Source organism: Thermomonas mangrovi (assembly GCF_028201335.1).
Classification (GTDB): Bacteria; Pseudomonadota; Gammaproteobacteria; order Xanthomonadales; family Xanthomonadaceae; genus Thermomonas; species Thermomonas mangrovi.
In genome coordinates, this window is record NZ_JAPEVV010000006.1 from 29,592 (window position 1) to 43,014 (window position 13,423).

Annotated in this window: 13 protein-coding genes; 9 read left to right on the forward strand and 4 right to left on the reverse strand. The window is 71.0% G+C overall.

Annotated elements, in window-relative coordinates; all coding sequences use genetic code 11:
• Window positions 1-116 precede the first annotated feature (116 nt).
• Window positions 117-662: an NUDIX hydrolase gene (locus ON759_RS08985; RefSeq protein WP_271680036.1), complete on the forward strand. Its 546-nt coding sequence runs from the start codon at window positions 117-119 to the stop codon at window positions 660-662.
• 79 nt (window positions 663-741) lie between these two features.
• The gene (gene ppk2, locus ON759_RS08990; RefSeq protein ID WP_271680037.1) at window positions 742-1,800 is read left to right on the forward strand and encodes a polyphosphate kinase 2; all 1,059 of its coding nucleotides are present in this window, start codon (window positions 742-744) and stop codon (window positions 1,798-1,800) included.
• A 12-nt stretch (window positions 1,801-1,812) separates the two neighbouring features.
• Here ppk2 and pip read toward each other — a convergent pair whose 3' ends face one another.
• Together pip and prmC are read right to left on the reverse strand one after the other, a co-directional pair.
• A complete protein-coding gene (gene pip, locus ON759_RS08995) occupies window positions 1,813-2,757 on the reverse strand; it encodes a prolyl aminopeptidase (RefSeq protein WP_271680038.1) in 945 nt (314 codons plus the stop codon).
• 45 nt (window positions 2,758-2,802) lie between these two features.
• Complete coding sequence (prmC, locus tag ON759_RS09000; RefSeq protein WP_271680039.1) at window positions 2,803-3,636, reverse strand: peptide chain release factor N(5)-glutamine methyltransferase; 834 nt, start codon at window positions 3,634-3,636, stop codon at window positions 2,803-2,805.
• A 177-nt stretch (window positions 3,637-3,813) separates the two neighbouring features.
• On the opposite strand from prmC, the gene ahpC reads away from it, so the two are divergent.
• The 6 genes from ahpC to ON759_RS09030 all read left to right on the forward strand — a co-directional run bounded on the left by ahpC (window position 3,814) and on the right by ON759_RS09030 (window position 9,130).
• Window positions 3,814-4,377 carry an alkyl hydroperoxide reductase subunit C gene (gene ahpC / locus ON759_RS09005; RefSeq protein WP_139715797.1) on the forward strand — a complete coding sequence of 188 codons (564 nt, stop codon included), beginning with the start codon at window positions 3,814-3,816 and terminating at the stop codon, window positions 4,375-4,377.
• Between the two features lie 146 nt (window positions 4,378-4,523).
• Window positions 4,524-6,107 (forward strand): alkyl hydroperoxide reductase subunit F, encoded by a 1,584-nt coding sequence (ahpF, locus tag ON759_RS09010; RefSeq protein ID WP_271680040.1) that lies wholly within the window; start codon window positions 4,524-4,526, stop codon window positions 6,105-6,107.
• Between the two features lie 68 nt (window positions 6,108-6,175).
• A complete protein-coding gene (gene oxyR / locus ON759_RS09015; protein WP_271680041.1) occupies window positions 6,176-7,081 on the forward strand; it encodes a DNA-binding transcriptional regulator OxyR in 906 nt (301 codons plus the stop codon).
• Between the two features lie 12 nt (window positions 7,082-7,093).
• Entirely contained in the window at window positions 7,094-7,729 is a 636-nt protein-coding gene (locus tag ON759_RS09020; RefSeq protein ID WP_271680042.1) for a hypothetical protein, read from the forward strand.
• Between the two features lie 34 nt (window positions 7,730-7,763).
• Window positions 7,764-8,741, forward strand: a complete 978-nt coding sequence (locus ON759_RS09025) for a CapA family protein (RefSeq protein WP_271680043.1) — start codon at window positions 7,764-7,766, stop codon at window positions 8,739-8,741.
• A complete protein-coding gene (locus tag ON759_RS09030; RefSeq protein ID WP_271680044.1) occupies window positions 8,741-9,130 on the forward strand; it encodes a hypothetical protein in 390 nt (129 codons plus the stop codon). The genes ON759_RS09025 and ON759_RS09030 overlap by 1 nt, the downstream gene beginning before the upstream one ends.
• 22 nt (window positions 9,131-9,152) lie before the next feature.
• Here the strand turns inward: ON759_RS09030 and ON759_RS09035 are convergent, their stop codons facing one another.
• Both ON759_RS09035 and ON759_RS09040 read right to left on the reverse strand, forming a co-directional pair.
• Complete coding sequence (locus ON759_RS09035; protein WP_271680045.1) at window positions 9,153-11,318, reverse strand: diguanylate cyclase; 2,166 nt, start codon at window positions 11,316-11,318, stop codon at window positions 9,153-9,155.
• The gene (locus ON759_RS09040) at window positions 11,306-11,572 is read right to left on the reverse strand and encodes a putative signal transducing protein (RefSeq protein ID WP_271680046.1); all 267 of its coding nucleotides are present in this window, start codon (window positions 11,570-11,572) and stop codon (window positions 11,306-11,308) included. The genes ON759_RS09035 and ON759_RS09040 overlap by 13 nt, the downstream gene beginning before the upstream one ends.
• A 26-nt stretch (window positions 11,573-11,598) precedes the next feature.
• Here ON759_RS09040 and ON759_RS09045 point away from each other — a divergent pair, with 26 nt between their 5' ends.
• On the forward strand, window positions 11,599-13,422 hold the full coding sequence (locus tag ON759_RS09045) for a glutamine--tRNA ligase/YqeY domain fusion protein (RefSeq protein ID WP_425608468.1): 1,824 nt from the start codon (window positions 11,599-11,601) through the stop codon (window positions 13,420-13,422).
• Window position 13,423 lies beyond the last annotated feature (1 nt).

The window sequence follows — 13,423 nt, forward strand, 5'->3', positions numbered from 1 at the left end:
TCCGCGTCCGGCTCCGATGCGCGGCCGCGCGCCGTCCATGGCGCGCTCGAACGCCTCCCCGCCACCCGGGGCCGGCACCCAACTCTGTCGCCATGCGTGTGAGGTAGCATCGAGGCATGGGCCACAACCTCAAGACCACCCTCTACGAAGGCGACTGGCTGCGGCTGGTGAAGATCGGCCACTGGGAATCCTGCGAGCGCACGCACGGCCAGGGCATGGCGGTGATCGTGATCGCGGTGACCCCCGCCGACGAGGTGCTGTTCGTCGAGCAATACCGCGTGCCGCTGGGCGCGCGCACCATCGAGATGCCGGCGGGCCTGGTCGGCGACGACCATGCCGAGGACACCCTGGCCGACGCCGCCCGTCGTGAACTGATCGAGGAGACCGGCTGGGCACCGGGGCGGGTCGACGTGCTGCTGGTCGGCCCGACCAGTTCCGGCATGAGCAACGAGCGCATCGCCTTCGTGCGCGCGCTGGACTTGGTCCGGGTCGGCGATGGCGGCGGGGTGGACAGCGAGGACATCACCGTCCACCACGTGCCGCGGGCCGAGGCGCCGGCCTGGCTGATGCGCAAGCATGCCGAGGGCTTCGAACTCGACCTCAAGCTCTGGGCCGGGCTGTGGATGATCGAGCACGAGCCGGACGGTAGCCCGCGCCGCTGACCCGGGATTGACGGCGGTCAAGGCCGCGGCCTGCGGCCGGTGCGATGGTGGGGTCTCGCCATCGACCCAGGAACGCGCCATGGCCCGTCGCCCGACCGCCAAGCCCCCCGTCCCCAAGCCGCGGGCCGCTCCCGCCGCGCGCAAGCCGCGCAACCGGCTGCCCGCGCCCGATCCGGTCCCCACCCCCGCCGCCGCCGCGGTCGCGCAGGCCGAGGCCGAAGCCTGGGCCGGCACCCATGCGCCGCCGGCGGTGCCGCCGATAGGCATCGCGCCCGCAGAACTCGGCGTGCCGGAGGCCACCGCGCGGGAGATGGAGGCGATGCCGGTCACCGCCGAAGAGAGCACCTCCGCGCCGCTGCCCGCCGGCTATCCCTACCGCGTCCGCCTGCGCCGCAGGGAATACGAGGCGGAGAAGAAGAAGCTGCAGATCGAGCTGCTGAAGGTGCAGAGCTGGGTCAAGGAGAGCGGGCAGCGCATCGTGATGCTGTTCGAGGGCCGCGACGCCGCCGGCAAGGGCGGCACCATCAAGCGCTTCACCGAACACCTGAACCCGCGCGGCGCGCGCGTGGTCGCGCTGGAGAAGCCCAGCGAGCGCGAACGCGGGCAGTGGTACTTCCAGCGTTACATCGAGCACCTGCCGACCTACGGCGAGATCGTGCTGTTCGACCGCAGCTGGTACAACCGCGCCGGGGTCGAGCGGGTGATGGGCTTCTGCACCCCGGCGGAATACCTCGAGTTCCTGCGCGAGGCGCCGGAGTTCGAACGCATGCTGGTGCGCAGCGGCGTCCGGGTCTACAAGTTCTGGTTCTCGGTCAGCCGAGAGGAACAGCTGCGGCGCTTCAACTCGCGCCGCAACGACCCGCTGAAGCACTGGAAGCTCTCGCCGATCGACGTGCAGTCGCTGGGTAAGTGGGACGACTACACCGACGCCAAGGAAGCGATGTTCTTCCACACCGACACCGCCGACTCGCCGTGGCTGGTGATCAAGTCCGATGACAAGAAACGCGCGCGCCTCAATTGCATGCGCCACGTGCTGTCGACCCTGCCCTATCCGGGCAAAGACCCGAAGGTCGCCTACCCGGCGGATCCGCTGATCGTCGGCTCGGCGGCCAATGTGCTCGCTGCGGACGGCCAGTAGGCGGCGCGCGCTTCAGCCAGCGAAGCGGTCGGTCGCCTCCACCAGCGCGGCGGCGTTCTCGGCCTCGAACGCGGAGTGGCCGGCGGTCGCGCTGACCAGCAGCTCCGCCTTCGGCCAGGCCTTGTGCAGGTCGAAGGCGTTCTGGATCGGGCAGACCACGTCGTAACGGCCGTGCACGATCACCCCGGGGATGTCGGCGATGCGATGGGCATCGCGCAGCAGCTGGTCCTCCACCTCGAAGAAACCACCGTTGACGAAGTAGTGGTTCTCGATCCGCGCGAACGCCAGCGCGAACTCCGCGTTGCCGTGGGTGTCCGCGTAGTCCGCCGGGATCCGCAGGTAGCTGGTGCCGCCTTCCCAGATCGCCCAGGCGCGCGCGGCCGCCAGCCGCACCCCGGCATCGTCGGAGGTCAGGCGGCGATGGAAGGCCGAGATCAGGTCCGCGCGCTCCACCTCCGGGATCGCCGCGACGTAGTGCGCCCACGCATCCGGGAACAGGCGGCTGGCGCCTTCCTGGTAGAACCATTCCAGCTCCCAGCGGCGGAGCATGAAGATGCCGCGCAGGACCAGCTCGGTGACCCGCTGCGGGTGGGTCTCGGCATAGGCCAGCGCGAGGGTCGAGCCCCAGCTGCCGCCGAACACCTGCCAGCGCGCGATGCCGAGGTGCTCGCGCAGCTTCTCGATGTCGGCGACCAGGTCCCACGTGGTGTTGCCGACGAGGTCGGCGTGCGGGGTGCTGCGCCCCGCGCCGCGCTGGTCGAACAGCACGATGCGGTACTTCGCCGGGTCGTGGAAGCGCCGCATGTTGGCATTGCAGCCCGCGCCGGGGCCGCCGTGCAGCAACACCACCGGCTTGCCGTCGGGGTTGCCGCATTCCTCCCAGTACAGGGTGTGGCGGCCGTCGACCGCGAGGGTGCCGGTCCGGGAAGGAGCGAGTTCGGGATACAGCGTGCGCATGGCGGGATCCGGCGGTGGAGAATCCCGGATTCTAGCCGGCGCGGTTCAGGGCCTGCGCCCCAGGCTCACGCGGTCGCGGCCTTCGAGGTCGGGTTCGGTCCCCACCTCGACGAAGCCAGCCGCGGCCATCAGCGCACGCACGGCCTGGCCCTGGTCCCAGCCGTGCTCCAGCAGCAACCAGCCCGCGGGCGCCAGGTGCGCCGGGGCGTCGCGGACGATGCGGCGGATAGCGTCCAGCCCGTCGTCGCCGGAAGCGAGCGCGTCGGGCGGTTCGTGGCGGAGGTCGCCCTGGTCGAGGTGCGGATCGCCGAGCGCGATGTACGGCGGATTGCTGGCGATCAGGTCGAAGCGGTCGCGCCCCAGCGCCTCGCACCAGTCGCCGCGACGGAACCACGCATTGTCGATGCCGTTGCGTTGCGCGTTGGCCACCGCCACCGCCAAGGCCGCCTTGCTGGCGTCGGTGGCGACCACCGCGGCCATCGGCCGCTCGCGGGCGATGGCCAGCGCGATCGCCCCGCTGCCGGTGCCGAGGTCCGCGACCCGGCAGGGGGCGTCGGTGGGCAGCCGCGCCAGGGCGAGTTCGACCAGCCGTTCGGTTTCCGGGCGCGGGATCAGGGTGGCGGGCGTCACCCGGAGGTCCATCGACCAGAAGCCCTGGGTCCCGGTCAGGTAGGCGACCGGCTCGCCGGCGGCGCGACGCGCCAGCAAGGCCTCGAAACGCTCCCGGGCAGCCGCCTCGACAGCGTCGTCGGCATGCGCCCACAGCCAGCCCGGCGGGCGGTCCAGTGCATGCGCCAGCAGCCACTCGGCATCGACGCGCTCGATCATGGCGCTGGCGCGCTGCAACAAATCCCGGACCCGCGGCGTGGTGCTCTGCATGCGTGCAGTGTCGCATCGCGTGGCGGGAAGCCGCATAGACGCGCCCGGTCGGCGACCTCGACCAATTCAATAGCTCTTAACTATTGTTTCGATAGAATCAATTTTATTGATTGATTGAATGCCACGCCATAGATTTGTCGCGTCGCATCATCCCCCCGTCCACACCGAGGAACCACGATGTCCCTGATCAATACCAAGGTCGCCCCGTTCAAGGCCAATGCCTTCCACAACGGCAAGTTCGTCGAGGTCACCGACCAGTCCCTGCAGGGCAAGTGGTCGGTCCTGATCTTCATGCCGGCGGCCTTCACCTTCAATTGCCCGACCGAGATCGAAGACGCCGCCGAGCATTACGCCGAGTTCCAGGCGGCCGGCGCCGAGGTCTACATCGTCACCACCGACACCCACTTCTCCCACAAGGTGTGGCACGAGACCTCCCCGGCGGTCGGCAAGGCCGCGTTCCCGCTGGTCGGCGACCCCACCCACCAGCTGACCCGCGCGTTCGGCGTGCACATCGACGAGGAAGGCCTGGCCCTGCGCGGCACCTTCATCATCAACCCCGATGGCGTGATCAAGACCATGGAAGTGCATGACAACGCGATCGCCCGCGACGTCAAGGAGACCGTGCGCAAGCTCAAGGCTGCGCAGTACGTCGCCTCGCACCCCAACGAAGTCTGCCCGGCGAAGTGGAACGAAGGCGCCAAGACGCTGAAGCCGTCGCTGGACCTGGTCGGCAAGATCTGACCCCAAAGCCGCAGGCGGCGTTCCTGTCCGACGCCCGCGGCCCGCCCCTCTCCCCGCCCCGGGGAGAGGGCTCCGGCCAGCCCCCCGCGGGCGGTTGGCCGCAGCCCTTTCCATCCCCCTCCATCCCTCCCCCAGAGGATGCCGCCATGCTCGACCAGGACCTGAAGGACCAACTGGCCACCTATCTCGAACGCCTGCAGCAGCCGATCGAACTGGTCGCGTCGCTGGACGATTCCGAGGCCGCGCGCGAACTCGACGCACTGCTCGACGACATCGCCGCGCTGTCGCCGAAGATCAGCCGCGCGACCGGCGACGACGCGCGCAAGCCGTCGTTCCTGATCCGCCGCGCCGGCACCCAGGTGCAGGTCGGCTTCGCCGGGATCCCGCTGGGCCACGAGTTCACGTCCCTGGTGCTGGCCCTGCTGCAGGTCGGCGGCCACCCGGTGAAGATCGACGAGGCGCTGGCGGCGCAGGTGCGCGCGCTGCCCGGCGACTACCGCTTCGAAACCTACATGTCGCTGCATTGCCAGAGCTGCCCGGACACCATCCAGGCGCTCAACGCGATGAGCGTGCTCAACCCGCGGATCCAGCACGTCGCGATCGACGGCAGCCTGTTCCAGGCCGAGGTCGAGGCGCGGCAGGTGATGTCGGTGCCGACGATCTACCTCGACGGCGCCGAGTTCGATGCCGGCCGCATGAGCATCGAACAGATCCTGGCCAAGCTCGATACCGGCGCGGCGGCGCGTGCCGCTGACGCCCTCAACGATGCCGCGCCCTACGACGTGCTGGTGGTCGGCGGCGGCCCGGCCGGTGCCGCGGCCGCAATCTACGCCGCGCGCAAGGGCATCCGCACCGGCATCGTCACCGAGCGTTTCGGCGGGCAGGTGCTGGACACCATGGCGATCGAGAATTTCCCCTCGGTCGAGTACACCGAGGGCCCGAAGCTGGCCGCGTCGCTGGAGGCGCACGTGCGCAGCTACGGCGTGGACGTGGTCACCGCGCAGCGCGCAAAGGCCTTGCAGCCTGCCGCGCAGGCGGGTGGCCTGGTCGGCGTGGAACTCGAAAGCGGCGCGACCCTGCGCGCGCGCACCGTCATCCTCGCGCCCGGCGCGCGCTGGCGGCAGACCGGCGTCCCCGGCGAGGACACCTACCGCAACAAGGGCGTGACCTACTGCCCGCACTGCGACGGCCCGCTGTTCAAGGGCAAGCGGGTGGCGGTGATCGGCGGCGGCAACTCCGGCGTCGAGGCCGCCATCGACCTCGCCGGCCTGGTCGAGCACGTCACCCTGCTGGAGTTCGACGGCAAGCTCCGCGCCGACGAGGTGCTGCAGCGCAAGCTGCGCAGCCTGCCGAATGCCAGCGTGCACGTGAACGCGCAGACCACCGGGATGACCGGCGCCGCCGGCAAGCTCGCCGGCCTCGCCTTCACCGATCGCGGCACTGGCGAGAAGCGCGAGCTGCAGGTCGAGGGCGTGTTCGTGCAGATCGGCCTGCTGCCCAACACCGACTGGCTGAGGGGTGCGGTGACCCTGAGCCAGCGCGGCGAGATCGAAGTCGACGACCGCGGCCACACCAGCCTGCCCGGCGTGTTCGCCGCGGGCGACGCCACCACCGAGCCGTACAAGCAGATCGTGGTGGCGATGGGTGGCGGCTCCACCGCTGCGCTGTCGGCCTTCGATTACCTGATCCGGCATTCGACGCCGGACGCCAACGACGCACAAGCGGCCTGACGCATGCACGCTGCACGGCGACCGGTCGTGCGGCGCGCCATGGGGGTCGCACCGATGGAAGCCACGCCATGAACCTGCGCGACCTCAAGTACCTGGTGGCCCTCGCCGACCTCCGCCACTTCGGCAAGGCGGCGGACGCCTGCTTCGTCAGCCAGCCCACGCTGTCGACCCAGATCCGCAAGCTGGAGGACGAGCTCGGCGTGGTGCTGGTGGAGCGTGCACCGCGCAAGGTGATGCTGACCGCGGCCGGCCTGGACGTGGTCCAGCGCGCGCGCCGGATCGTCGCCGACGTCGAGCAGATGCGCGAGGCCGCCCGTCGCAGCCGCGACCCCGAATCCGGCACGCTGCGGCTGGGCGTGTTCCCCACCCTCGGCCCGTACCTGCTGCCGCACGTGGTGCCGACCCTGCGCGCGCGGTTCCCGCAGCTCGAACTGCTGCTGGTCGAGGAAAAGAGCGACGAACTCCTGCAGCGCCTGCGCGAAGGCAAGCTGGATGCGGCGCTGCTGGCGCTGCCGCTGCACGACGACCAGCTGCACGCGGAATTCCTGTTCGAGGAGCCGTTCGTGCTGGCCGCGCCGCAGCAGCATCCGTTGGCCCGCCGCAGCGCGCTCGACGCCGCCGAGTTGTCGGACGAAACCCTGCTGCTGCTCGAGGACGGGCACTGCCTGCGCGACCAGGCGCTGGATGTCTGCCGCCTGTCCGGCGCGCGCGAGAAGTCGGGCTTCCGCGCGACCAGCCTGGAGACCTTGCGGCAGATGGTCGCGGCAGGCGTGGGCGTGACCCTGTTGCCGGCGTTGTCGGTCCACGAGCCGATCGCGCAACCGGCGAACATCCGCCTGGTGCCGTTCCGTGGCACCGCCCCGAGCCGACGCATCGCGCTGGTGTGGCGCAAGTCCTCGGCGCTGGACGCCTTCCTGCACCAGCTCGGCAATGCCATCGGCAGCGCGACCCGCGCCCAGCTCGCGGCGGCCTGAAGGCGCGCCGGCGTGAACGCGCGGCATCTCGTGCTGCTCGCCGCGCTGGCCTGCAGCGCCGCCTGGTGGCTCGCGTTGCGCCCGGATCCGGTCTCCCGCGAGGCGACTGCAATGCCATCGGGCTGTCCGCTGCCGCCGCGCGTGGCGAGCGGGGCATCGCCGCTGCAAACCCCCGTTCCCGACGGATTGACGCTCCCCGGCGTGGGCGACGCCGGCACGACGCCGCTGGCGGGCTTCAGCGTCGAGGCACGCGTGCTCGGGCGCGAGGACTACCGCTTCGACCGCGAAGCCGACTACGCGCCCATCGACCTCGCCCTGGGCTGGGGCCGGATGACCGAGGACGCCGTGCTCGACCGGCTCGACATCCGCCAATCCGGCCGCTGGTACCGCTACGGTTGGCAGGGCGAACCGCCGATCCCGCTCGCCGAGATCGTGCGCAGCAGCGCCAACATGCACATGGTCCCCGCCAACGCCACGGTGGCGGCCGACCTCGCGCGCGTCGGGGAAGGCGACCGCGTGCGCGTTGACGGCTGGCTGGTCCAGCTGGACCGTCCCGGCGGCTGGCGCTGGCGCAGTTCGCTGACCCGCGAGGACAGCGGCGGCGGCGCCTGCGAACTGGTCTACGCGTGCGCGGTGACCAGCCTCTGATCCATCGGCGGCGGATTTGCGCGATGATCGGTGGATGACGAACCGACACGCCTGCGCTGCCCTCGCCTGCCTGCTCGCCCTCCCCGCCGCCGCGGCCGACCGCGAGGCCTCGCTGGTCTTCGTCGGCGACATCATGGTCGCCGAGCGTCCCGGGGAACTCATCGCGGGCGGCGTGGATCCCTTCCAGCCGTTCGCCCCGTTGCTGGCGTCCCACGACCTGCGCATCGGCAACCTGGAATGCGTGGTCGCCACCGGCGGCACCGCGCTGGCCAAGCCCTACACCTTCCGCGCGGACCCCGGCGTGCTGCCGGTGCTCAAGCGCCACTTCGACGCCATGTCGCTGGCGAACAACCATTCCGGCGATTTCGGCAAGGCCGCCTTCGCCGAGCAACTGGACCTCATGCGCGGGGCGGGTCTGGCCGGCTTCGGCGGCGGCCGCAACGCCACGCAGGCGCATGCGCCGCTGGTCGTCGAGCGCAACGGCCTGCGCATCGCGCTGCTCGGCTACCTCGAGTTCAAGCCGCGTTCGTTCGAGGCCGATGCCACCCGCCCCGGCGTCGCATGGAGCGGCGAGGACGAACAGGTGCTCGAGGACATCGTCGCCGCACGCACGGTGCACCATGCCGACATCGTGATCCCGTTCATGCACTGGGGCTGGGAGGAAGAGGCGCAACCCAGCCCGCGGCTGCGCGCGTTCGCGCGGCGGATGATCGATGCCGGCGCGGACATCGTGGTCGGCGGCCACCCGCACGTCACCCAGGGCGCCGAGGTCTACCGGGGCAAGCCGATCGTCTACAGCCTGGGCAACTTCCTGTTCAACGGGTTCGAGACCGAGGCGACCACCACCGGCTGGGTGCTGTCGCTGAAGGTCGGGCCCGACGGCGTGCGCAGCTGGCGCACCCACGTCGCACGCCTGGATGCGGACGGCGTGCCGCATCCCGCGCCCGCCGTCGCCAGCCCCTGCGGCCGCGCCGGCGACGGCGAGATCCGCCAATGCACCGGAGCGCCCTGATGCCTCGCCTCGCCCCCTCGCTGCTGCTCGCCGCGCTCGCCGCCACCGGCACGGCACACGCGGAAACCGCGCGCTGCCACGTGGTCTATGGCGGCGAGGAATGGACGGTGGACGCCGCGCCGACCACCACGCCCTACCAGGTCGCCGGACGCAAGATCGGCCGCTACTTCGAGTTCAAGCTGGTGTATGCCGACCTGCCGACCACCGGTCGCTTCATCCGGGTCTATACCTACGGCATGACCACCGGCGACCCGGTGTTGATCCACCAGGCCACCCACCGCCCGCCGTTCGACGGACGTGCCGACGCCTACGGCTTCACCGGGTTCCAGTCCGTGTACGAGCCGAGCAAGAGCAGCGAGCTGCAGTACTGGTGCCAATACTTGCCCTGACCACGGTCGGCGTGCGCCTCCGCTACTCGGCATAGGCCGAAGCGGCGCGCACGCAGTTCCGACCCTCGCGCTTGGCCTGGTAGAGCGCCTTGTCGGCGCGGGCGAGCAACGATGCAAGGCCGGTGTCCTGTTCGCGCATGCCGGCAAGGCCGAAACTGGCGGTCACCCGGATCCGGCGCCCTTCCCATTCGATGCTCAGCCCCTCGATGGTCCGCCGCAAGCGCTCGGCAAGCACGCGCGCCGCGGCGGCATCGGAACCGGGCAACAGCACCAGGAATTCCTCGCCGCCATAGCGGCCGACGACATCGCCCGGGCGCAACTGCCCGCACAGGGCCTGCGCCACGACCCGCAGGCAATGGTCGCCGCAGGCATGTCCATGGGTATCGTTGATCGGCTTGAACCAATCGAGATCGATGAACAGGACCGATAGTGGCGATGCGGTGCCCTGCCGCGCGGCGAAGGCATCGGCAGCCACGCGGTCCAGCGAATGCCGGTTCAGCGTGCAGGTCAGGGAATCGAGTTCGGCGGTGCGTCGCAACTGCGCGGCGGCATGGGCCTCCTGCGCGTGCAGCACCACCAGGCGCGCGATGCCGTCCAGCGCCGCCAGTTCCGCCTGGTCCGGCACGCATTGCAGCGGCAGGCGCACCACCAAGGCGCCCCAGCCACCTGCACGTGCGGCGAGCGGGACCACCACGTGGTCGGCGCCGGCACCATCGCCGCCGCGCGCGCCGTCGCCGAGGCGCAACACCACCGGCGTGCCCGCGAGGGCTGCCTCGCGGATGCCCCCGCGCTCGGCCATGGCCGAGCGCCCCACGGCGGACGCCGGGTCGGTGCCGTGCAGGCGCAGGCCGGGATCACCCAGGTAGGCCTCGACCAGGACCGCCGCGCTTCCGCACCCCAACAGGCGCTGCGCCGCGTCCGCCAGCAGGCCAAAGGCCGTGGACGCCACCGCGCCGTCGTCGGTATCGCGCAGCGCCGCCTGCAACTGCGAGGCCAGGTCGCCGCGGACCTGCTCACGGCGCAGCCTCTGCTCGCTGGCCCGACGCGCCTGCGCCTCGTCGTCCAGCCGCTGCCGCACCGCACCCACCCGGCTGCACAAGCCGACGTAGAGGACCACCGAGAACAGCACGAGGGCGCACTGGTACCCGTAGCGGGTCCACGCGTTGTCGGGCAGGCGGCCGGACTGCATCAGTTCATGCGCACCACCCGCGAAGCCGACCAGTCCCAGCAGCAGCAGCATTGCGACCGCCATCGAGACGCCGCGCCGCGCCGCCGCATACACCAGCACGAAGGACCCCGACACGGCGGCGATCCAGCCGAGGCTGGCGAGCCAGCCGATCCAGGCGGCCCAGGCGTGCGGGGCCAGCAGGGCCACGACCGCTGCCGCCACATACGCCCAAGGCAACAGCCGCCATGCGCCCAGCGCTTCCGACTCGCCCGCGACCGCGTAGCGCAACACCGTGCGCACGCCCACCCCCGCGAAGACGAGCATGGTGGCCCAGAACCCGCCCGCACCCGCGGCAGCGAGGAGGGAACGTGGCAGCACGGCGACCAGGTGGCCGTTCATCGCCGCAGCCAGCAGCAAACCGGTGCATGCGTAGAGGGCGAACCACAGGAACGCGCGGTCGCGCACCGCGGCGTAGAGCGCCAACGCGGCAATGGCCAGCGTCAGCATCGCGGCGTAGATCGCCGAGGCGATCGCGCGATCGCGCGCCACGATGCGCAGCATGGTGCGATCGCTGATGATCCGTGGCCGCGGCGCGGCGCGTACCCCGCCTGCCAGCGACAGTTGCACCACGTGCGCGCCACGCCACTCCGCCGGCAAGGGGAACGCATAGCCGGCCGGGAATGCATCATCGGGCGCAGCGTGGAAATGCTGCGCCGGCGGCGCCCATCCCGGTGCCCAGGCCCGCACCTCGTCGAGGGCATCACGGGACAGCCACAGGACCCAGCGATCGCCATCCCCCTCGGGCAAGGTGAATGCCACGCGTGCGGTGATCGCTCCCTCCCCGGTGCTGCGGAAAGGCAGGCGGCCGTCGACGGCGCCGGCGGCGCTGACCTGTACCCGGACCGCATCGTCGGTCCCGCCCTCCGCACCTACATCGGCCAGCCAGGCCAACGCAGCGGCGGGCAAGGCCAGCAGGAGCGCCAGCCCCACGCCCCGCAGCGCGTGCCTCAGGCCGGGCACGCGGCCTCCCCGCCCGGATCGTCCACGGCAGGCGCTTCCTGTCCGCCGGCCAGCCCCATCGCCTCGACGAGGGCGCGCGCGGCTGGCCAGGCCGCCTCCGGCACCATGACCGCGACCAGCCCGAACACGCCGAGTTCGCCGATCCCGCCCGCCAGTGCCTCGCCGCGCACGTAGGCGGGGATGCCTTCGGCCTCCAGGGCCTGGCGGACCAGGTGGGCGTCGATCACGTTCGCCGCTTCATAGACCGTCTGCATGTCCCCCCTCCAGAACCATGCCAAGCATGAAGCGTGCCAGCCGGGCCGAAACCGCATCCGGACGCGCCTCCGCTACACTAACCGGCTCCCAACGCCAGTCCGTGCCCGTGCCCTCCAACCCCTCCGCGAACGCCGCCGACGCCCCCGTCCGGACCGACTTCATCCGCCAGATCGTCCGCGAGGACCTGGCGAGCGGGAAGCACGCGGCGATCAAGACCCGTTTCCCGCCCGAGCCGAACGGCTACCTGCACATCGGCCATGCCAAGGCGATCTGCCTGGACTTCGGGGTCGCCGCCGAGTTCGGTGGCAGCTGCAACCTGCGCCTCGACGACACCAACCCCGCCAAGGAAGACCCCGAATACGTCCGCGCGATCCAGGACGACGTGCGCTGGCTTGGCTTCGACTGGGCCAGCCTGCGCCACGCCTCCGACTACTTCGGCGTGCTCTACCTGGCCGCCGAGAAGCTGATCAAGCAGGGCGACGCCTTCGTCTGCGACCTGTCCGCCGAGGACGTGCGCGCCTACCGCGGCACCCTCACCGAACCGGGCCGCAATTCGCCGTACCGCGAGCGCACGGTCGAGGAGAACCTCGACCTGTTCCGGCGCATGCGCGCGGGCGAATTCGCGGATGGCGCGCGCACCCTGCGCGCGAAGATCGACATGGGCAGCGGCAACATCAACCTGCGCGACCCGGCGCTGTACCGGATCAAGCACGTCGAGCACCAGAACACCGGCAACGACTGGCCGATCTACCCGATGTACGACTACGCGCATTCGCTCAGCGACGCGATCGAGGGCATCACCCATTCGCTGTGCACGCTGGAGTTCGAGGACCACCGCCCGCTGTACGACTGGTGCGTGGCGAAGGTGGACCTCGCCGGCAATCCCTGGCTGCTGGAACCGCTGGCCGCCAAGGGCCTGCCCCGCGAGGCCGGCACCCCGCGCCAGATCGAGTTCTCGCGGCTGAACTTCAACTACCTGGTGATGAGCAAGCGCAAGCTGCTGGCGATGGTCGAAGATGGCCTGGTCGACGGCTGGGACGACCCGCGCATGCCGACCCTGCAGGGCATCCGCCGCCGCGGCTACACCGCGTCCGCGCTGCGCCTGATGGTCGACCGCGTCGGCATCAGCAAGCAGAACTCGCTGCTCGACATCGGCATCCTCGAAGGCGCGCTGCGCGACGACCTCGACGCGCATGCGCCGCGGCGGATGGCGGTGCTCGACCCGCTGAAGCTGGTGCTGACCAACCTCGCGGACGGCCACGAGGAATCGCTGGCCTTCGCCAACCACCCGAAGGATGCATCCCAAGGCGAGCGCGCGATCCCGTTCTCGCGCACGCTGTGGATCGAGCGCGAGGACTTCGCCGAAGTGCCGCCGCCGGGCTTCAAGCGCCTCACCGTGGGCGGCGACGTGCGCCTGCGCGGCGCCGGCATCGTCCGCTGCGACGAGGTGGTCAAGGATGCCGACGGCCGCGTGGTCGAGCTGCGCTGCACCCTGGACCCCGAGTCCCGCCCGGGCATGGAAGGCGCCAACCGCAAGGTCAAGGGCACCATCCACTGGGTCAGCGCGACCCGCGGCGTGCCGGCCGAAATCCGCCTGTACGACCGCCTGTTCACGGTGCCCAATCCCGACACCGACGAGGACGGCAAGACCTACCGCGACTACCTCAACCCAGCCTCGCGCCAGGTGGTGACCGGCTACGTCGAACCGGCCGCCGCCGACGCCGCGCCGGAACAAGGCTTCCAGTTCGAACGCAACGGGTACTTCGTCGCCGACCGCTACGACCACGCGCCCGGCAAGCCGGTGTTCAACCGCAGCGTGACCCTGCGCGACACCTGGGCAGGCAAGTAAG